Origin of the sequence: Nocardia sp. NBC_01499 (genome assembly GCF_045040275.1) — a bacterium.
Lineage (GTDB): Bacteria > Actinomycetota > Actinomycetes > Mycobacteriales > Mycobacteriaceae > Nocardia.
The window spans coordinates 5,774,095-5,792,454 of sequence record NZ_CP109426.1; the positions used below are offsets into that span (position 1 = coordinate 5,774,095).

Annotated in this window: 19 protein-coding genes; 12 read left to right on the forward strand and 7 right to left on the reverse strand. The window is 66.6% G+C overall.

Annotated elements, in window-relative coordinates:
* Positions 1–80: 80 nt before the first annotated feature.
* Positions 81–1,382, reverse strand: a complete 1,302-nt coding sequence (locus tag OG203_RS26350) for an ABC transporter substrate-binding protein (RefSeq protein WP_405159943.1) — start codon at positions 1,380–1,382, stop codon at positions 81–83.
* Positions 1,383–1,503: 121 nt separating this feature from the next.
* Here OG203_RS26350 and OG203_RS26355 point away from each other — a divergent pair, with 121 nt between their 5' ends.
* Together OG203_RS26355 and OG203_RS26360 are read left to right on the forward strand one after the other, a co-directional pair.
* A complete protein-coding gene (locus OG203_RS26355; RefSeq protein ID WP_405159944.1) occupies positions 1,504–2,367 on the forward strand; it encodes a DUF2786 domain-containing protein in 864 nt (287 codons plus the stop codon).
* 251 nt (positions 2,368–2,618) lie between these two features.
* Entirely contained in the window at positions 2,619–3,131 is a 513-nt protein-coding gene (locus OG203_RS26360) for a TIGR04338 family metallohydrolase (protein ID WP_405159945.1), read from the forward strand.
* Positions 3,132–3,212: 81 nt separating this feature from the next.
* Here OG203_RS26360 and OG203_RS26365 read toward each other — a convergent pair whose 3' ends face one another.
* A complete protein-coding gene (locus OG203_RS26365) occupies positions 3,213–4,199 on the reverse strand; it encodes an o-succinylbenzoate synthase (protein WP_405159946.1) in 987 nt (328 codons plus the stop codon).
* 154 nt (positions 4,200–4,353) lie between these two features.
* Between OG203_RS26365 and OG203_RS26370 the strand changes: the two genes are divergently transcribed.
* Both OG203_RS26370 and OG203_RS26375 read left to right on the forward strand, forming a co-directional pair.
* Positions 4,354–4,743 carry a hypothetical protein gene (locus OG203_RS26370; protein ID WP_405159947.1) on the forward strand — a complete coding sequence of 130 codons (390 nt, stop codon included), beginning with the start codon at positions 4,354–4,356 and terminating at the stop codon, positions 4,741–4,743.
* 632 nt (positions 4,744–5,375) lie between these two features.
* Complete coding sequence (locus tag OG203_RS26375; RefSeq protein ID WP_405159948.1) at positions 5,376–5,708, forward strand: hypothetical protein; 333 nt, start codon at positions 5,376–5,378, stop codon at positions 5,706–5,708.
* Positions 5,709–5,748: 40 nt separating this feature from the next.
* Here OG203_RS26375 and OG203_RS26380 read toward each other — a convergent pair whose 3' ends face one another.
* Complete coding sequence (locus OG203_RS26380; protein WP_405159949.1) at positions 5,749–6,918, reverse strand: thiolase family protein; 1,170 nt, start codon at positions 6,916–6,918, stop codon at positions 5,749–5,751.
* A 99-nt stretch (positions 6,919–7,017) separates the two neighbouring features.
* Here OG203_RS26380 and OG203_RS26385 point away from each other — a divergent pair, with 99 nt between their 5' ends.
* A complete protein-coding gene (locus OG203_RS26385) occupies positions 7,018–7,539 on the forward strand; it encodes a winged helix-turn-helix transcriptional regulator (protein ID WP_405168010.1) in 522 nt (173 codons plus the stop codon).
* Positions 7,540–7,585: 46 nt separating this feature from the next.
* Here OG203_RS26385 and OG203_RS26390 read toward each other — a convergent pair whose 3' ends face one another.
* Positions 7,586–8,329, reverse strand: coding sequence for a hypothetical protein (locus tag OG203_RS26390; protein WP_405159950.1), 744 nt, complete (start codon positions 8,327–8,329; stop codon positions 7,586–7,588).
* A 339-nt stretch (positions 8,330–8,668) separates the two neighbouring features.
* Positions 8,669–9,754, reverse strand: a complete 1,086-nt coding sequence (locus OG203_RS26395; RefSeq protein ID WP_405159951.1) for an ABC transporter ATP-binding protein — start codon at positions 9,752–9,754, stop codon at positions 8,669–8,671.
* A 196-nt stretch (positions 9,755–9,950) separates the two neighbouring features.
* Here OG203_RS26395 and OG203_RS26400 point away from each other — a divergent pair, with 196 nt between their 5' ends.
* From OG203_RS26400 to OG203_RS26430, 7 genes are all read left to right on the forward strand, one after another.
* Positions 9,951–10,745, forward strand: a complete 795-nt coding sequence (locus OG203_RS26400) for an LLM class F420-dependent oxidoreductase (protein ID WP_405159952.1) — start codon at positions 9,951–9,953, stop codon at positions 10,743–10,745.
* A 252-nt stretch (positions 10,746–10,997) separates the two neighbouring features.
* The gene (locus OG203_RS26405; RefSeq protein WP_405159953.1) at positions 10,998–12,794 is read left to right on the forward strand and encodes an ABC transporter substrate-binding protein/permease; all 1,797 of its coding nucleotides are present in this window, start codon (positions 10,998–11,000) and stop codon (positions 12,792–12,794) included.
* Positions 12,795–13,520: an amino acid ABC transporter ATP-binding protein gene (locus OG203_RS26410; RefSeq protein WP_405159954.1), complete on the forward strand. Its 726-nt coding sequence runs from the start codon at positions 12,795–12,797 to the stop codon at positions 13,518–13,520.
* A gap of 90 nt (positions 13,521–13,610) precedes the next feature.
* A complete protein-coding gene (locus OG203_RS26415; protein WP_405159955.1) occupies positions 13,611–13,907 on the forward strand; it encodes a hypothetical protein in 297 nt (98 codons plus the stop codon).
* A 29-nt stretch (positions 13,908–13,936) separates the two neighbouring features.
* The gene (locus tag OG203_RS26420) at positions 13,937–14,776 is read left to right on the forward strand and encodes an alpha/beta fold hydrolase (protein WP_405159956.1); all 840 of its coding nucleotides are present in this window, start codon (positions 13,937–13,939) and stop codon (positions 14,774–14,776) included.
* A gap of 85 nt (positions 14,777–14,861) precedes the next feature.
* Positions 14,862–15,266 (forward strand): nitroreductase/quinone reductase family protein, encoded by a 405-nt coding sequence (locus OG203_RS26425; protein ID WP_405159957.1) that lies wholly within the window; start codon positions 14,862–14,864, stop codon positions 15,264–15,266.
* Between the two features lie 40 nt (positions 15,267–15,306).
* The gene (locus OG203_RS26430; RefSeq protein WP_405159958.1) at positions 15,307–15,594 is read left to right on the forward strand and encodes a type II toxin-antitoxin system Phd/YefM family antitoxin; all 288 of its coding nucleotides are present in this window, start codon (positions 15,307–15,309) and stop codon (positions 15,592–15,594) included.
* Between the two features lies 1 nt (position 15,595).
* On the opposite strand, the gene OG203_RS26435 is transcribed toward OG203_RS26430, so the two are convergent.
* Both OG203_RS26435 and OG203_RS26440 read right to left on the reverse strand, forming a co-directional pair.
* Positions 15,596–16,855, reverse strand: a complete 1,260-nt coding sequence (locus OG203_RS26435; protein ID WP_405159959.1) for a CHAT domain-containing protein — start codon at positions 16,853–16,855, stop codon at positions 15,596–15,598.
* Complete coding sequence (locus tag OG203_RS26440) at positions 16,852–18,360, reverse strand: tetratricopeptide repeat protein (RefSeq protein WP_405159960.1); 1,509 nt, start codon at positions 18,358–18,360, stop codon at positions 16,852–16,854. The genes OG203_RS26435 and OG203_RS26440 overlap by 4 nt, the downstream gene beginning before the upstream one ends.

Genomic DNA, 18,360 nt, shown 5'->3' on the forward strand with positions numbered 1-18,360 from the left:
GCACAGTGCTGGCCGCTCCCGAAGGATCCGACACCGTTTCTCTCTCCTACGGGTCTCGTCGGGTCCGTTGCGCTTTCCGCCTACGATCCCGCGGTCTCGATGCCCTTCTGCATCCCGATGATCGCGTCGTCGACGGACTTGCTCTGCTTCATCGCAGCATAAGCGTTGTCCTGGATGGCTTTCGACACCGCGGGGTAGAACGGCGTGACCGGACGCGGCACCGCGCTTGCGATGGAATCCTTGAGCGCGGGCAGGTACGGCATCTTCGCGATCAGCGCCGGGTCGTCGTACATCGAGGCGCGTACCGAGGGCAGCGCGCCCGAGGCGACGATGTGCTGGGCGTCCTCGCTGATCAGGAAGCGAAGGAAGTCGAGCGCGGTGGCCTTGTTCTTGGAGTACGAGCTGATCGCCGCGTTGTAGCCGCCGAGCGTCGACGCGCCGACGCCGTTCTCGCCGGGCAACGGGGCGACGCCGAACTTGTCCTTCACCGTGGAGGAATCGCCGCCGACGTCACCGTAGGTGGACGGCCACTGCCGCAGGAACATGAGCTTGCCCTGCGCGAACGCGTTGGTGCTCTCCGGCTCCTTGAAGGTGATCGCTTCCTGCGGGATGTCACCGTTCTTGTAGGCGTCGACCAGGACCTTCAGTCCGGCACGGGCCTGCGGGCTGTTCACGGTCGGGGTCTTGCCGTCGGCGCCGACGAAGCTGCCGCCGTAGGCGTTGATCACCTCGGCGGCGTTCACCGTCAGGCCCTCGTACGGCGCGAACTGCCCAGCGTAGCAGCCGATGCCCTGTGCCTTGGCGATCGGGCACTGAGAGAGCAACTCGTTCCACGTCTTCGGCGGGTTGGGCACCAGGTCCTTGCGGTAGAACAGCAAGCCGCCGTTGGTGTTTCGGGGCGCCGCGTACAGGGTGTTGTTGTAGGTGGCGCTGGCGACCGGCGGGGAGAGCAGCGCGGAGGTGTCGATGGCGAAGGAATCCTTCAGCGGCTGGATCCAGCCCTTCGCGGCGAACTCGGCGGTCCACGGCACGTCGAGGGCGACGACGTCGTAGGTGGACTGCTTGGACCGCATGTGCTCGACCAGGTCGTCGTACTGCTGCGAGGCGTCGTTGGACTGTTCCTTGAACGTCACCTGCTCGTCCGGGTGCGAGGCGTTCCAGCGCTCGATGAGCTGCTTGACCGCACCGGTCTCGGTGGTGTCCTTGCCCTCGACGTAGGTGATCGGCCCGCGCCCGGTGAGGTTCTGGCTCGTCGCGCTCCCGCCGTTGTCACTGGAGCAGGAGCTGGTGAACGTCGCCGTCAGCAGCGCGACCGAGACGGCCGCGAGCACGGCCTTCGGTACGAGCGACGAACGTAGGGACGACACCTTATTCACAGCCATCGCGGACACTCCAGATCGATCGTGAGCATTAGCACACCCTGCCGGTTGCACAACGCAAGATACATGGTGTGGGAGTGACTCGCGGGATTGTGGCAGGAAGTCCTCGCTACTCTGGCGTGTGATGACATCGCCGAACCCGGTTCCCGAGCGGATGCTGACACGCATTGGTGGGCTGCTGCGCCAGGCCGAATCCACCGACAACGAGCACGAGGCCGAGGCGTTTCTCGCCGCGGCACAACGCCTGGCGACCAGGTCGTCCATCGACCTGACGGTGGCGCGCGCGCATATCGCGGGACGTGAGCGCAGGCCGACGCCGATTCAGCGGATCATTCCGATCGGCGAGCCGGGCAAACGCGGGTTGCGCACCTACGTCCAGTTGTTCGTCGCGATCGCGCACGCCAACGATGTGCGCTGTGATGTCGCTCGCACCTCGACACAGGTGTATGCCTACGGTTTCGACTCCGACATCGATACCTGCGAGGCGTTGTACGCGAGCTTGCTCGTGCAGATGGTCCGTGCGTCGGATCAGTACATCAAGTCCGGGCAGTACCGCTCGGCGACGGTGGAGAAGGTGGTCACCGAAAAGCGCTGGGGGCGCAAGGTGCGACGTCACGTGCAGGCCCCTGTCGCGGGTGTGACGGCGCGGCTGAACTTTCAGATGGCGTTCGCCGCGCGGATCGGGCAGCGGCTCGCCGCGGTGAAGGCCGAGGTCGAGGCGGAGGTGGTGCCCGAAAGTACGGCGGCGGGCACCGCGCTCGCGCTGCGCAACAAGGAGATCGAGCTCACCGACTTCTACACAAGCACCTCCGAGGCGCGCGGGACGTGGCGCGGGCCGCAAGCCTCGGCCGGACATTCGGCGGCGGCGCGGCGGGCGGGGGACCGCGCGGGTAAGGCGGCTCGGCTCGGCACCTCGCCCGAACTCGGTGCCGCGCGTGGGCAATTGACGACGCGCAAGTCGCGCGGCTCGAACAACGGGTCGGCGTGAGTGCATGCCGGGCCGGTGGCAGCCGGGCTACGGCGCGTCTCTGTTCGGGCGCGCGGGAGAGCGCTGACTACGGTCGCGTACGCGTCGTTCGTGGACGATGCTCGTGAGCGTGCGTCAGCGGGTGAACCGAAGTCATCGTGCGTGTACGCGCACGACGGAGTCGAGCGCTGGCGAGGTGGAGTCGTGAGCGCGAACCGAAGTCACCCCGCGCACTCGTGTGCGACACGGCCGAGTGCCCGCGAGGTGGAGTCGTGAGCGTGCGAGATACGCAGCGCGCCAAGGTATACGACGCCGAGCAGTTGGTGCGTGGGATGTTCGACCGCGCCGATGAACACGGCAGCCGCACCGTCGAGCTGTACGGCTCGCACATCACGCTGCCGATCGAGCGGCGCTTCGCCTCGGTCGATTCCGTGCAGAGTTATGCCGACAAGGTGCTTGCCCTCAATTGGGTTCGGGGCCAATGGGATCGCGCGGGAACGTCGGTGCGCGTCAGGTCTCGCGCCGGAGCGACCGCTGCGCATTACGAGGCCGTCGACGCCGTCCTCGCCGTACCCTTGCACACCGGCGGCACCGCATGGGCGTTGCGCGAACTCGTGGTGCTGCATGAACTAGCGCATCACCTCGAGCTGAATCCCGGCTCGGTCGCCCCGCACGGACCCGAATTCTGTACGCGTTACCTGGAATTGGTCGACGGCATTATCGGTCCGGAAGCGGCACTTGTCCTTCGGGCGACGATGCTGGGTTGTGGCGTTCGGCTCGGGTAGTTATCCGTTGGCGCCGGTCTGTGTGGACATTGTCGGAGCTCGAGCGCTGTTTTCCGCACGTTGGCCGCGAAAAGTGTCCGTTCAGGCCGACTCTGGTGATGACTCGACCAGCCGCAGAACTCGCTCCAGCCGTTCCCGCCACCACGCGGCCCGCTCGGAGTCACGCTGCTGATACTGCTCGACGAGGGCAGGATCGGGTTGCGGCGGAGTTCTCGGCACCGGCAGATGCCCGTCTACGGGACGTAGTGAGTCAGTCACCACATCGCCGGTGAGCAGCGACAATGTGCCTAGTCCGCAGGCGAATTCGAGTTCGGGGAGCGTTCCGGCGAGAGCGAGTTGGGCGGCCAGGCCGACGCTGGTTTCCAGAGCTGAAGAGACAACACAGGGAAGGCCGGCGGCTTCGGCTACCCGCAGCGCGCGGCGGACTCCGCCGAGCGGAGTGCATTTCAGGACCGCGATGTCGGCGGCTCCCGCCACCGCGACCCGGAGCGGGTCCTCCGCGCGCCGGATGGACTCGTCCGCGGCGATCCGGACGTCGACGCGGCGGCGGACCGCGGCCAGCTCCTCGATGGTCCGGCACGGCTGTTCGACATACTCCAAACCGCCTGCGGCCTTGTCGATTCGGGTGATGTGCGTGACGGCCGTCTCGACATCCCATACCGCGTTCGCGTCCACCCGGATGGCGCCGCTCGGACCCAATGCGTCGCGCACCGCCTCGACCCGCGCGAGGTCCTCGGCCAGCGAATCGGGATGATCGGCGATCTTCACCTTCGCGGTGCCACAGCCCGATCCCGCGACAATCGCGTGCGCCCGTTCCGGATCGACCGCGGGGACCGTGCAGTTGATCGGAATCCGATCGCGCACCGGCTCCGGCCAGCCAACCGTCACCTGCTCCAGCGCGGTGGCCAGCCACCCGGCCGCCTCCCGGTCGTCGTATTCGGTGAACGGGCAGAATTCGCCCCACCCGAGCGGACCCCGGACCAGCATCCCCTCGCGCACGGTGATGCCACGGAACCTGGTGCGCATCGGGATCGCGTAGACGATGCTCTCAACAACGTGATCGGTCATCGTCGCCCAGCTTAACCGGCGCTGCCGGGTGCCGACCGTGCGTAACCGAAGCCCGCATGACGAGCCTTTCCCGGTTGTCCGCTGCGTATTCCCCTCATGCGGACTGAGTAGTTTTGCGGTCCTGCGCGCACCAAGCGGTCGCGATGCTGAGTGCATGACCTACTACCCGACAGTGCCGCAGCAGCAGTGGCAGCCGCCGCAGCCGCAGCAACCACAGCAGCGGACCTGGGACCTGCTGCTCGCCATCGCGCTGTACTGCGCCGCCGCACTGCTCGGCCTGCTCGCCGCCTACGCCACCTGCTTCTTCGCCTTCGCCGCCGACCCCTGCAGCGCAACCAACTGCCGCGACGGCTACCTAACCGCCGCCTTCATCGTCTCCTGGTGCGGCACCGCCCTCGCCTTACTCGGCTCACTGACCATGATCATCCTGGCCGCAATCAAACGCTGGTACATGTGGTACTGGCCAGTCCTGGCAGGTGTCCTAATCGTCATCTCGTTCGCCACAGGCGTCTCCCTAGCCTCCCAGGTCTACACCGGCCCCTAACCTCTGCCGACCGCCCAGCCGCCCACGGCATCATCAGCAAACACCTGCGCACCGCGCGAGTTCGCACGCACCCCTGCAGCCCGAATAATGCTGCCGCGCATGGTTCATCAGCGATTCGTGCCCGGTCTGCAAATTCGTGCGCACGCTCATACCAGTCGCTCACGAATAGTGCCGCTATGTGTGGGACCGCTAGCAAGCATGCGCGCGGCGCGAGACTGTGCGCGTGCTGCCGATCAAGCCTGCTGCGCACGGAATGGTCAGCGGCTTCGTGTGCGGTGAGCGATTTCATGTGCGCGCTCGGACCAGTCGCGCATGAGTTGTGCCGCCACGCGTGGGACCGCCAGCGAGCATGCGCGTGCCGTCGATCATGCCTGCTGCGCACGAGTTGTGCCGCTACGCATGGAGTGGTGAGCGACTTCATGTGCGCGCTCGCATCGGTCGCATATGAGTTGCGCCAGCACGGGTGGGACTCGCCAGCAGGCATGCGCGCGGCGCGAGACTGTGCGCCTGCCGTCGATGATGCTGTCGCGCCCGAATTATGTCGCTGCGCTTGGATTCGTCAGCGAACTCGTGTGCGGCGCGAGACTTTGTCTGCGTGCTGCGGGGTGGGTTCGGGCGGGTCATTCTGGGGTATGGCGTGGGAACGACCGGGGTGGGGGCCGGATCTTGTGCGGGCGGGGGTCGGTTCGTTGATCACGGTCGGGTTCGCCTGGTTTGTCGCGTCTTTCGTGCCCATGTATGAGGTGGTTGCGCGCGATGGTGGGCGGGTGTGGCGATATCTGGCGGTGGCGGAGGTCGTCGGTTGGGTGGGCATTGGGGCGTCGGTGGTCTGGGCGGTTGCGCTGATGGTGCGGAAGGTGCGTGCGGGCAGGCCGATCGGGTGGACGCCGTTGATCGCGGTGCCGTTGATCGTTGAATCGTGGGTGGCCGGATTTCTGATCGCGCTGGTGCTCGCGTCGATCTGACGCGGTACCCATCCTGCGATGGGTACCGCGTCGGGTCGGGTCAGAGGCGCTCGAGGATCATCGCGTTCGACAAACCGCCTGCCTCACACATGGTTTGCAGGCCGTAGCGCGCGCCACGGTCCTGCATCGCGTGTACCAGGGTGGTCGCCAGGCGTGCGCCCGAGGCGCCGAGCGGGTGACCGATGGCGATGGCGCCGCCGTTGACGTTCACCTTGCCGAGGTCGGCGCCGGTCTCTTGGGCCCAAGCGAGCACCACCGGCGAGAACGCCTCGTTGACCTCGAACAGGTCGATGTCGGATAGCTGGAGTCCGGCGCGCTGCAACACCTTTCGGGTCGCGGGGATCACCGCGGTGAGCATCAGCAGCGGGTCGTCGCCGACAACGGCGAAGCTGTGCAGCCGGGCCAGCGGCTTCAGTCCGAGCTCCTTCGCGCGCTCGCTCGTCATGATCAGCACCGCCGCGCTGCCGTCGCTGACCTGGCTCGCGGTCGCCGCGGTGACTTCCCAGCCGATCTGCGGGAAGCGGGCGGCCATCGCCTCGTCGTAGAAGGCGGGGCGCAGCTTGGCGAGGGAGTCGAGGGTGCTGCCGACCCGGATGCCCTCGTCGGTGGTCAGTCCGTTGATCGGCGCGAGTTCGTCGGCGAACAGGCCGTTTTTCGTTGCCAGCGCGGCCTTTTCGTGGCTGCCGAGCGCGAACTCGTCGAGCTGGGTGCGGGTCAGACCCCACTTGGCGGCGATCAGTTCGGCGCTGATCCCTTGCGGTACAAGGCCTTCCGGGTAACGCGCGGCGAAGCCGACGCCGGAAGGATCCTCGGAACCGATCAGGTTGGCGCCCATGGGAATTCGCCCCATCGACTCGACACCGGCGGCGACCACGATGTCGTAGGCGCCGGAGATCACGCCCTGCGCGGCGAAGTGGATCGCCTGCTGGCTGCTGCCGCACTGCCGGTCCACCGTGGTCGCGGGGACGGATTCGGGATATCCAGCGGCCAATGCCGCGCGCCGGGTCATATTGGCGCCCTGCTCGCCGACCTGGGTGACGATGCCACCGATCACGTCGTCGATGAGCACCGGATCGATACCGCTGCGGTCGACCACTTCGCGCAGGCTGTGCGCGAGCAGATCCACCGCGTTCACGTCATGCAGTGCGCCGTTCGGCTTGCCCTTGCCGATCGGGGTGCGTACCGCTTCGACAATTACCGCGTCTCTCATCGTGCTTCCTTTCGGACCGAGAGCCGGGCGGCCTTGCCTGGCTCTATCAACACATAGTCAGGTTACACCTGGCAATAGCCGAGACAAGTCAGCATGGCTATGATGTTGGTCATGGCAGCAGTGATGGAAGGACCGTTGGCCGATCTGAGCTCGTGGAAGCCCACGGATTGCTCGATCGCCAAGGCGATCGAACTCGTCGGCACCCGCTCGGTCGTGCTCATCCTGCGCGAGGCGTACTACGGCACCACCCGCTTCGACGGCTTCGCCCAACGAGTCGGCATCACCGACGCCGCGGCCGCCACCCAACTCCGCAAACTCACCGAAGCGGGCCTGCTCACCAAGCAGCCCTACCAGGAGCAGGGCAAACGCACCCGCCACGAATACATCCTGACCCCCATGGGCCGCGACCTACTCCCCGTAGTCCTCGCCCTCATGCAATGGGGCGACACCTACCTCCAACCCGGCCCACCCCCACTCCTGCTCGTCGAAGAATCCACCGGCGCCCCCGTCCGCGTCCAAGTCCGCAGCGACTCCGGCCACGAAGTCGCCCTCGAACAACTGGCCGTCCGCCTCAACGACGACTACCTCGACACCGTCCGCACCCGCAAAAACAAGCGCTGAACAGCCCGTCTCTCGAAGCGTCAGATGGCGATCGGCCGGTCGCTGGTCACAGTTCGATCGGGCATTGCCGTCGAAGTTCGACAACTCGGCTGAGCCCTGAACACCAGTCACGAACCTCTGGGCTGATCGCGCCGAGCAGGCGGAGGGCGTCGTTGTGACGAGCGACGATGTTGACGTTGAGCAGTGGCTCCATGTGTGAAACACGATTGCGAAGTCCGTGCAGCCGACCAGCGCGGGCAGCCAGGATGAAGCCATCTGGATCGTTCGTGTTGTGGGAGAAACCGTGCCGCAATGCCTGGTGCCACAGGACCTGACGTGCGCGGTAGTTGGCGTCGCTGGCGTCTTGTGTCGGTAGTAGTTTCGGCCACACGCCGAAGGTGATCTGAGCAAGCACGTCGTCGTGGGTGACTGCGGCACCTTTGCGTGGGTGGCCGACCTGACGACCACCGTCGGCTTCGTGGGCGTGTTTCCCGGCGGTTCTGCGTGAGTCCCTGGTCAAGGAGTTGAGAGGACGTGCGGGGTCGAGAAGCCAGTCCTTGCTATGGGTAATACCGGGTTGGGTGTGGTGTGGCTGAGCGGCATTCCAAGTCCGCAGCTGATCATCGATCGCGTTGCGTAGCGCGACTTCGGTGATGGCGAGAACCTGCTGGAAGGCAGCGGACAGCTGGAGATTCCATTTGTAGAGCTCGAGTGCCTGGAAGGGATCATTTCCGCAGCGTTTGGAGTAGGTAGCCAGCCGAACGGGATGCAGGTGTTTGTTGACGGCGACGATGGTCGCGTGCTTTGGCATACCCGGTTCCCCCCGCTATCATTGACCATAGATACGAGGACAAGGTCCCTCGTAAACACATGGAGTTTCCCCCGCGGCAGCTAGGTCGCGGGGGTTCTTCGTTTCGAGGACAGTAGACGCCTCAGCCGTACCCATGAAATCGACCTCGGCGTGGTTCCTGGACGCCGCTCGCGTGTGTCTGGTGTCGTGAATTGACCGTCGTCGACGCTGCGATGCTGGCGCCTGGCGAGCCTCGGCAGCACCGAGCCGCTCACTTCATTCTTCGCCGGAGGAGCTTGGGAGGTCCAGAAACGACCGAGCCCGGTCCGTTGGGGACCGGGCTCGGAGTGACGGGGTTGCTCAGTTGAGGCGGCGGCCGTCTTTGGCGGAGAAGAAGTAGGTGTGTTGGGGGTCGGTGGAGAGGCGGACTCGGGTGCCCTTGGCGGGTGGGTTGCGCCAATCCGCGCGCGCGACAATGGTTTCGCCGATGGCGTTGCCTTCGGAGGTGGTGCGGCCGTAGATGTAGGCGTCGGAGCCGAGTTCCTCGACGACGTCGACCTCCATCTCGATGCCGGTGCCGGAACCGTTGCCGAGTTCGAAGTGCTCGGGGCGGATGCCGACGGAGACCGAACCCTCGGCCGCGTCGGTGACCGAGCGCGGCAGCGGCAGCACGTGGCCGCCGAGGGAGACGGATCCGTCGGACACCGGCAGCGTGAAGAGGTTCATCGCGGGCGAGCCCATGAAACCGGCGACGAACACGTTGACCGGATCCTGGTACAGGTCGCGCGGCGTCGCACACTGTTGCAGCAGACCATCTTTGAGTACCGCGACGCGATCGCCCATGGTCATCGCCTCGACCTGGTCGTGCGTGACGTACACGGTGGTGGTGCCGAGCCTGCGCTGCAGCTGCGCGATCTGGGTGCGGGTCTGCACGCGTAGCTTCGCGTCCAGGTTGGACAGCGGCTCGTCCATCAGGAACACCTGCGGCTGGCGCACGATCGCCCGGCCCATCGCGACGCGCTGGCGCTGACCGCCGGACAGCGCCTTCGGCTTTCGATCGAGATACGGCTCCAGGTCGAGCAGCTGCGCCGCCTCGAGCACCCGCTTCTGCGTCTCCGCCTTGGCGACCTTCGCGAGTTTCAGTGCGAAGCCCATGTTCTCGGCGACGGTCATGTGCGGGTAGAGCGCGTAGTTCTGGAACACCATCGCGATATCGCGTTCCTTGGGCTCGGCGTGCGTCACGTCGTTGGCGCCGATCAGGATGCGCCCGTCGCTGACGTCCTCCAGGCCGGCCAGCATGCGCAGCGAGGTCGATTTGCCGCAGCCCGACGGGCCGACGAGGACAAGGAATTCGCCGTCTTCGATTTCCAGATTCAACTGGTCGACAGCGGGTTTGGTGGATCCAGGATAGAGCCGGGTAGCCCCGTCGAAGGTCACTGTGGCCATGACAAAATCACATCCCATCACCGGCAGGAACGTGCCGGACGATCCGAGTAAGGGTTGACCGGCGACATTACCGTGTCTGCTCGATTCGTGCTCGAAATGCTCGAGTTCGCGCGGATGTGGCAATCGCTGGGCTGGCGATCGGTAGCGCCGGTAGCCTCGATCGGGGACTTAAATCCGAACGACGAGGAGTGATTTCATGACGCGATCGGTTCGTATCGGAGTTCAGATTCAGCCGCAGCACGCGCCCGAGTACCGGCTCATCCGCGACGCCGTCCTGCGGTCCGAGGACGCGGGCGTCGACGTCGTCTTCAACTGGGATCACTTCTACCCGCTCAACGGCGACCCCGACGGCGCCCACTTCGAATGCTGGACCATGCTCGGCGCTTTCGCCGAGCAGACCGAGCGGGTGCAGATCGGCGCGCTGGTCACCGGCGGCGGCTACCGCAACCCGGACCTGCTCGCCGATATGGCGCGCACCGTCGACCACATCAGCGACGGCCGCCTCATCCTCGGCCTCGGTGCAGGCTGGTTCGAGAAGGACTACGACGAATACGGCTACGAGTTCGGCACGCCGGGCACCAGGCTCGCGCTGCTGAAGGACAACATGGCCCGGCTCAGCGCCCGCCTGAAGAAGCTGAACCCGCAGCCGACCCGCGATATCCCGATCCTGATCGGCGGCGGTGGCGAGAAGAAGACGCTGCGCCTGGTCGCCGAGTACGCCGACATGTGGCACACCTTCGCCGACCTCGACTCGCTGGCACACAAGAACAAAGTGCTCGCCGAGCACTGCGCCGCCGTCGGCACGGACGAGTCGCGGATCGAGCGTTCGGTGCAGTGGCCGGGAGCGGAGCAGGCGTCGGCCCTCGTCGACGCCGGTGTATCGCTGTTCACCGTCGGCGTCAGCGGCCCCGGATACGACCTGAGCGAGGTCGAGCGAGCGATCCGCTGGCGCGACGAGGTGAACCCCGAGCCGGTCAGCGGGCTTGCCTGAACCACCCGCACACGCGGGGTGTCGAGCTGGTCGGACCGGGCTCGCGGCGAGCAGGCGACGTCGTGCGGCCGAACACCGCTGATCCGGTCCGACCCGGATTGCCGACCGGGGCGTGCCCCGACGACGCCCAATTCGGATCACGCTGATCCGAACTCTGTCGCCGCTGGTCCGACTTGTCGCATTCGAGGTGACGCGGCTCCGACGGCGGGGTAGCTGCGAGTTAACACTTGGTCGCGGCTAGGGTTTCTCATCATGGCTGGTCTGCCCGCTGTGCGGTCTCGTGCGTTGATCGCCGTGATATTGCTTGCTGTCGGTCTCGCGGCCACGGCGTGTGGTTCCGGCTCCGATGATGCGTCCTCGGAACGCAACCTGTGTTCCCCGCCAGGGGTGAGCGCGGCCTCGGCCGCGCCGACGAACCTGGCGTCCGCGCAGTCCGCGGGCACGGACAAGTACACGACGGCGAACACCGCGCCGGTGTCCTCGATCGACACCTCGAAGCTCGGCCTGATCACACCGGGCAAGCTCAGCGTCGGCACGCTCTCGGACGCGCCGCCGAGCATCTGCGTGAACGGCAAGGGCACCTTCACCGGCTTCGACAACGAACTGCTTCGCGCGATCGGCGCGAAACTCGGCCTGCAGGTGGAGTTCTCGGGCACCGAGTTCGCCGGGCTGCTCGCCCAGGTGGCTGGTAACCGCTTCGACGTCGGGTCGTCGAGCATCACTACCACCGACGCGCGCCGCCAGCTGGTCGGCTTCACCAATGGCTACGACTTCGGCTACTTCTCCCTCGTCGCCCCGAAAACCAGTGGCATCAAGGGCTTTTCGGACCTGAGCCGCAGCACCCGCATCGCGGTCGTGCAGGGCACGGTGCAGGACGAGTACGTGGTCAACACGCTGCACCTTGATCCGGTGAAGTTCCCGGACTACAACACCGCCTACGCCAACCTGAAGTCCGGCCAGGTCGACGCCTGGGTGGCGCCGTCGGCGCAGGCGGAGGGCGCGATCAAGCCTGGTGACGGAACCGCGGTGGCGCAGAACACCTTCAGCCTGGACAACTTCGTCGGCTGGGCGGTCTCGAAGAACAACCAGCCGCTGACCGACGCGCTCAACAGCGGCCTCGACGCGGTCATCGCGGACGGCACCTACGCCAAGCTCTACAGCGACTGGGTGCCGAGGGAGCTGCCGCCGGGCTGGAAGCCGGGCTCCAAGGCGGCGCCGCTGCCGCAGTTGCCGGACTTCGCCGCCCTTGCCGCGCAACACAAGCCGGACGACACCGCGGCGGTCGCGCCGAAATCCACACTGCAACAGCTGAAGGATACGTTCTTCGACTGGTCGTTGTACCGCAAGGCTTTTCCCGACCTGTTCAAGACCGGCCTGCCGAATACCCTTATCCTCGCGGTGGTTTCGGGAGTCCTCGGCACCATCCTCGGCATGCTGCTCGCGGTGGCCGGTATCGCGCGGACCCGCTGGCTGCGCTGGCCTGCCCGGGTATACACCGACATCTTCCGCGGCCTGCCCGCGGTGGTGATCATTCTGCTGATCGGCCTCGGTATCGGCCCGGTGGTCCGCAACATAACCGGTAGCAACCCGTACTGGCTCGGTGCGGTAGCGCTGGCATTGCTGGCTTCGGCCTATATCGGCGAGATCTTCCGATCTGGCATCCAGTCCGTCGAACCCGGTCAGCTGGAAGCGTCCCGCGCTATCGGCTTCGGCTACCGGCAGGCAATGACGCTGGTGGTGATCCCCCAGGGTGTGCGGCGCGTGCTGCCCGCGCTGATGAACCAGTTCATCGCGCTGATCAAGGACTCGTCGCTGATCTACTTCCTCGGCCTGCTCGCTACCCAGCGTGAGCTGTTCGCGGTCGGTCGCGACCTGAACGCACAGACCGGCAACCTGTCCCCGCTGGTCGCCGCGGGCCTGGTCTACCTGCTGTTGACCATCCCGCTCACCCACCTGGTGAACTACATCGACCGCCGCATGCGCACCGGCAGGCCGGACCGGCCGATCGACCCGGTCGAGACCGCCACGATCACGGAAGGGCGCGGATAGATGAGTGCCTCTCTCACTGGAACCGGCTTGCACCTGAAGCTCGGGCACAATCACATACTTCGTGGCATCGACATTCACGTCGCCGCGGGTAAGACCACCACGGTCATCGGCCCGTCCGGCTCGGGCAAGTCGACGCTGCTTCGCGTGCTCAACCGGCTGCACGAGCCGGACCAGGGCGATGTGCTGCTCGACGGCAAGTCGGTGCTCACCGAGGACCCGGACAAGCTGCGCCAGCGCATCGGCATGGTGTTCCAGCATTTCAATCTGTTCCCGCACAAGAGCGTCGCCGACAATGTCTCGCTCGGCCCGCGCAAGCTGCGCGGGCTGTCCAAGGACGAGGCGCGCGCCGTCGCGGTGGAGCAGCTCGAGATCGTCGGGCTCTCCGACAAGCTCGACACGCGGCCCGGGAATCTGTCCGGCGGGCAGCAGCAGCGGGTCGCGATCGCCCGCGCGCTTGCCATGAAGCCGGAGGTCATGTTCTTCGACGAGGCCACCTCGGCGCTGGACCCTGAGCTGGTCAAGGGCGTGCTCGCGCTGATGGCCGACCTGGCCTCGGGCGGCATGTCGATGATCGTGGTGACCCACGAGATGGGCTTCGCCCGAACGGTTTCCGACAGCGTCGTCTTCATGGACGCGGGACAGGTCGTCGAGACCGGCACGCCCGACGCGTTGTTCGACAACGCCGAGACTCCGCGCCTACAGCGCTTCCTTTCCCAGGTGCTGTAGCGCACCCTTAGCTAACTCCATTGATGCGCATCTGCTAATGTGTCTGCGCTCACATATCCATCTGTCCACGCTTGGAAAGAGGGAGATCTGATGACAACGGCACATATGCAGCACACCGAGCACGATCACGCGCACGGCCCCGGCTGCGGGCACGCGGTGATCGAGCACGGTGATCACGTCGATTACGCGCACGACGGCCACCTGCACCGCGAGCACGACGGCCACTACGACGAGTGCGAGCCGCAGGGCCACACCGCACACACCGAGCACAAGCACGAGCACGGCCCCGGCTGCGGCCACGACACCGTCCAGCACGGCGATCACGTCGACTACGTGCACGACGGCCACCGCCACGCCGCACACGACGGACACTACGACGAGCACTGAGGTCGGTGTGAGGTTCTAGAGTCGACTGCGTGATCGAGGCAATAGAGATTCCCACCGCTGCCGGCACGTTCGACGCGCTGGCCAGCGGGGACGCCGGGGGACGGGAAGTCATGCTGCTGCACGGGTTTCCGGAGGCGGCCATCGAGTGGGAGTTCCAGCTCCATGCGCTCGGCGGCGGTGGGTGCCACGTCGTCGCGCCTGATCAGCGGGGGTATTCGCCCGGTGTGCGGCCGGATAAGGTCGCCGACTATCGGCTCGACGAATTGGTCGGCGATGTGGTCGCGATCGCCGACCAATTGGGTTGGCAGCGCTTCGATCTGGTCGGGCACGACTTCGGCGCCTATGTCGGGTGGGCGGCAGCGGCGGACCTGCCGGAACGGATCCGCAGTTTCACTGCGGTGTCGCTGCCGCATCCCGCCGCCTTCCTGCGTGCGATCACCGAGGACGAGGACCAAGCGCAGCGGTCGCAATACTTTTCGCTACTGCGCAAGCCGAGGGTGGCCGAGCGGGCGCTGCTCATGGACGACGGGGCCGGGCTCCGCAAGATCTTCGAATGGAAGATCCCGGAGGAGCGCATCGACGAATACGTCCAGCGCTTTTCGCAGCCGGAAGCGCTCACCGCGGCACTGAATTGGTATCGGGCAATGCACCTGGCCGGCCCGACCGGGCCGGTATCGGTGCCGACGCTGTATGTGTGGAGCACCGAGGACAGCTCCATCGGCTCCACCGCGGCCCTGGCCACCGAAAAGCACGTGACCGGACCCTATCGGTTCGAAATGCTCGAGGAAGTGTCGCATTGGATCCCTGAGCAGGCACCCGAGGAATTGACCAGGCTGATCATGCAGCACCTGCTGGCGCATCGCACCTGACGGGACCGGTATTCCGCAATGGGCTGACACGGCACCCGCCGGGGTGAATTGTGGACAACAACGTCTACCCACCGGAGGCGAGCCCATGGACGTCAAAGAAATCAACCGCAAAACCATCACCCAATTCCGCGCCGGCGGCGAGATCGATGGCATGCACCGCGACAAGCTCGTGCTGCTCACCACCACCGGCCGCAGCACGGGCGCCGCGCACACCACGCCGATGATGTTCCATCGCGACGGCGACCGACTGCTGGTCATCGCCTCGAACATCGGCGCACCCACGCACCCGGACTGGTACCAGAACCTGGTGCGCGACCCCGAGGTGACCGTCGAAGTTGGCGACGAAACCTACGATGCCGTCGCGACCCCGCTCGCTGGCGCCGAACGCGACCACATGTGGACGATGTTGAAGCAGCTCTATCCGTTTTTCGCCGACCACGAAACCAAAACCGACCGCACAATTCCGGTCGTCTCGCTAACGAGACGATAAAACGCCGATCCAAAAGGGCGCACCGCTCCGAATGCGGAGCATGCCCAACACGAACACACGCAATCTGCACGAGCTGTCCGCCGATATCACCGCCGTCGTCCGCGAGGTAATAGCGACCGGCGAGGACGCGGTCATCACCGACGACGGCACCGAGGTGGCCGTCATCATGTCGATGGCCGACTACGACCGCCTGCACCTCTACGCCGAACTGGCGGACGCGGCCCGGCCCGGCTATGCGGGCGCGACCGAATTCCGGGCAATGTCCATCTCGGAGATGCTCGATGTGCTCGGCGTCCATCCCACGGTGGACCGCGGGCTCCGTGGCTGACTCAGGCGCGCAGGGTGGCGAACGCCGACCACAGCAGCGGCGAATGCTCGATGGTGCGTTCGGTGCGCCAGGCGCGCAGTCGCTCGCGCTGCCATGCGGCGAGCGCGGCCACCGGGTCCGGCTGTTCGTGCGCCGCGTCGATGGCGCAGATGGCCTGCTGGAGCGGGTTGGCCGCCGGCGGCGCGCCCGCGATGCGGTGGAAGGCGAGGTCGGTGGGCAGCGGCCAGCGGCTGGCCGTCACCAGCTCGGCACCGCCGTTGATCATGGCAGCGGTCAGCCCGAGCGCCTCGGTGAAGCGCAGATCGCCGCCGCTCTCGCAGGCGATCAAGGCCACTCGGCTCGGAATAGGCCAAAGGTCGTGGCCGTCAACCGGTTCCGTGGCGAGGGTGTGTGTGCCGAGCAGGAAGTCCTTGGCGGACAACGGACGATGGGTGCGGGTCGGGACGGCGAAGCCGAGTGTGTCCGCGGTGCAAGCCAGGTGGAGTTCGGCGTCCTCACTCTGGCCGGATTCAGGGGGCGCGGCGGTGACGTGGCCGACGTAGATCAGGCGGCTGGCGCCGTCGCGTAATGCCGTGCTCAGCCAGGTGCGGTCGATATCGGTCCGGCGGAAGGCTTCCGTCGGGTCGAGTACCGAGGGGAGCAGGCGGTCCTGTGCCGCGTACTCGGCGATCCGTTGGGCGAGTGGAGCATTCGCGGGCATGCGGCCGAGTACCGAGCCGAGAATCGAGTCGGCGCGGAAGCCGGGAATGCGTGGATCCAGCACGGCGACAACGGGTGCGCGGTGCGTCGCGGCCCAGGTGCGTGCGGTGCGTCCCGGCGCGTGCACGATGCTGGCCGGTGCCAGCAGGCTGACGTCGGCGATATCGATCAGGCGAACTTCCGGACCAGGGGCGATGATCTCCCACGGAACCTGCGCCACCCGCGGCGACGGCTGCAGTCGAACGTGCGGGCGGATCCCGCGCTGAGACAACTCGTACAGTTGGGCGGCCAGACCCTGGGGCAGCAGCGCACGGGAAAGAGACTGGGCGACAAGGTACTCGGTGTCGTGATCGGCGAAAGCGCCGGTGGTCATGGCGCGTTCGAGTCCACCGGGCTCGGCCGGGTGCGGCAGCGCGTCGGCCAGGCGCCGTACCGCTTCGAGTACCGGTGCTCCCGGCAGCATGGCCGCCCCCCGCGGCGCGGTGTCCTCGGCCCAGCGCCAGGACATGTACACGTCTCCCGCGTCGGCCATGCGCACCACGACGGTCGGCTGTCGCGTCATACGGTCAGCACCCGGCTGTCGCGGATCACTCGGCCGTAGCGTTGTTCGGCGGCGGCGATGTAGGGCGCCAACGCGATCCGGCCCTCTGCGGCCAGTGCGAGCCGTGGCGGCGGGGAAACCGGAAGACCCGCGCTGGCCGCGACCTCGGCTAGCGCGGCACCCAGTTGGAGCGCGGTGGCCCCGGGGTGTTCGGCGAGATCGGCTGGGGGATCGAGGAGTTCGAGCGGCAATCGGTCGGCGCGGCCGTCCTCGGACCTATCGATGTTCAATGTGGTACCTGCGCACTGTGTTTCGATCAGGTCGGCGAGGAGCAGTCCGTTGCCGGACAGGTAGGCGAAGCGGAACGCCAATCGCATGGCGGGGTCGGCGATCTGGCGGTTCCACTGGTCGCGCTGATTACCGTTGGGGAGCGTGTAGCGCACGGCGTCGATGGCCAGCGCGGCAGGAACGGCGAGCTCGATCGCAGGGCCGAGCAGTTCGGGCGAGTTCGCGACGGCACCTTCGAGCAGCGTCGCATGCCAGAAATCGAGCTGGGCACAGTGCAAGCCGAGACCGTGCTCGGCATATGCACCGAACGCCTCGGCGAGCAGTGTCTCGCACTCCTCGAACCGGCCGCCCTTGAATGCCACCGTGGCCAGGCGCATGCGCAGGTCGGCGGCGTCCAGCACCGCGCCGGACTCGACGAAGTAGGCCAGGCTCCGGCCGTATAGCTCCTGCGCTTGTACGAGATCCTCGCGACCCTCGGCCAGGAAAGCCATTGTCTTGAGCCCGATTCCGGCGCGGTAGCCGAGCCCGGCCTGCTCGAAGTACCGCTGGCTGGCGCGCAGCGGCGCCTCGGCCTCGTCGAAGCGCTCGACGCGGACCAGCATGGTGGCCAGGTTCTGCTTGGTCTCCGCGACGGCATTGTGGTCGTCCGCCGCCTCGAACGCGGCGAGCGCCTGCTGGACGAAGTCGACGGCGAGGTCGCGGCGTCCGGTCTCGAAATACGTTGCGGCCAGGTTCATCAGCGGATGACCGGCCAGTTGCGGCGCGAAACGCCGTGCGGCGTCGAGGGATTCGGTGGCAAGTTCGGCGGCGTAGGCCCAGTGCTGGCGATGCAGGGCGACGGCGGTCAACGACAGCAGGCAGGCCACCCGGAGTACGCCCTGATCGCTGGCATCGGCGAGTAATTCCCGCGCCTGCTCCAATGCTGCTTGGGCCGCATCGAGTTCGCCGAGGTGCTGTAACGCCTGCGACATGTTGACCAGTGCGTTGGGGCGCAGCCGCGGGGCGTTCTCGGGCATGGCGGCGAGCGCCTCGCGGTACAGGCGCAGTGATCTGGCGTGATCGCCGAGTTCGTCGGACATGCTCGCCGCGTTGACGATGGCACCGATGCGGACGTCGCCGGTGGTGCTGCGCGCGGCGTCCTCGAAGATGCGCAGCGCTTCGGCGGTGTCGCCGCGGGTGTACGCGTCGGCGCCCGCGGCGAGCAGGGCGCGACCGTCGTCGGGTGTTTCGTCGGTCAT

Coding starts and splice junctions, on each gene's coding strand:
- OG203_RS26415 (WP_405159955.1), top strand. CDS start 13,611: ATGACAACGGCACATATGCAGCACACCGAGCACGATCACGCGCACGGC.
- OG203_RS26365 (WP_405159946.1), bottom strand. CDS start 4,199: ATGACCGATCACGTTGTTGAGAGCATCGTCTACGCGATCCCGATGCGC.
- OG203_RS26375 (WP_405159948.1), top strand. CDS start 5,376: ATGGCGTGGGAACGACCGGGGTGGGGGCCGGATCTTGTGCGGGCGGGG.
- OG203_RS26350 (WP_405159943.1), bottom strand. CDS start 1,382: ATGGCTGTGAATAAGGTGTCGTCCCTACGTTCGTCGCTCGTACCGAAG.
- OG203_RS26355 (WP_405159944.1), top strand. CDS start 1,504: ATGACATCGCCGAACCCGGTTCCCGAGCGGATGCTGACACGCATTGGT.
- OG203_RS26390 (WP_405159950.1), bottom strand. CDS start 8,329: ATGCCAAAGCACGCGACCATCGTCGCCGTCAACAAACACCTGCATCCC.
- OG203_RS26410 (WP_405159954.1), top strand. CDS start 12,795: ATGAGTGCCTCTCTCACTGGAACCGGCTTGCACCTGAAGCTCGGGCAC.
- OG203_RS26425 (WP_405159957.1), top strand. CDS start 14,862: ATGGACGTCAAAGAAATCAACCGCAAAACCATCACCCAATTCCGCGCC.
- OG203_RS26430 (WP_405159958.1), top strand. CDS start 15,307: ATGCCCAACACGAACACACGCAATCTGCACGAGCTGTCCGCCGATATC.
- OG203_RS26400 (WP_405159952.1), top strand. CDS start 9,951: ATGACGCGATCGGTTCGTATCGGAGTTCAGATTCAGCCGCAGCACGCG.
- OG203_RS26370 (WP_405159947.1), top strand. CDS start 4,354: ATGACCTACTACCCGACAGTGCCGCAGCAGCAGTGGCAGCCGCCGCAG.
- OG203_RS26435 (WP_405159959.1), bottom strand. CDS start 16,855: ATGACGCGACAGCCGACCGTCGTGGTGCGCATGGCCGACGCGGGAGAC.
- OG203_RS26405 (WP_405159953.1), top strand. CDS start 10,998: ATGGCTGGTCTGCCCGCTGTGCGGTCTCGTGCGTTGATCGCCGTGATA.
- OG203_RS26440 (WP_405159960.1), bottom strand. CDS start 18,360: ATGACCGACGAAACACCCGACGACGGTCGCGCCCTGCTCGCCGCGGGC.
- OG203_RS26380 (WP_405159949.1), bottom strand. CDS start 6,918: ATGAGAGACGCGGTAATTGTCGAAGCGGTACGCACCCCGATCGGCAAG.
- OG203_RS26385 (WP_405168010.1), top strand. CDS start 7,018: ATGATGTTGGTCATGGCAGCAGTGATGGAAGGACCGTTGGCCGATCTG.
- OG203_RS26395 (WP_405159951.1), bottom strand. CDS start 9,754: ATGGCCACAGTGACCTTCGACGGGGCTACCCGGCTCTATCCTGGATCC.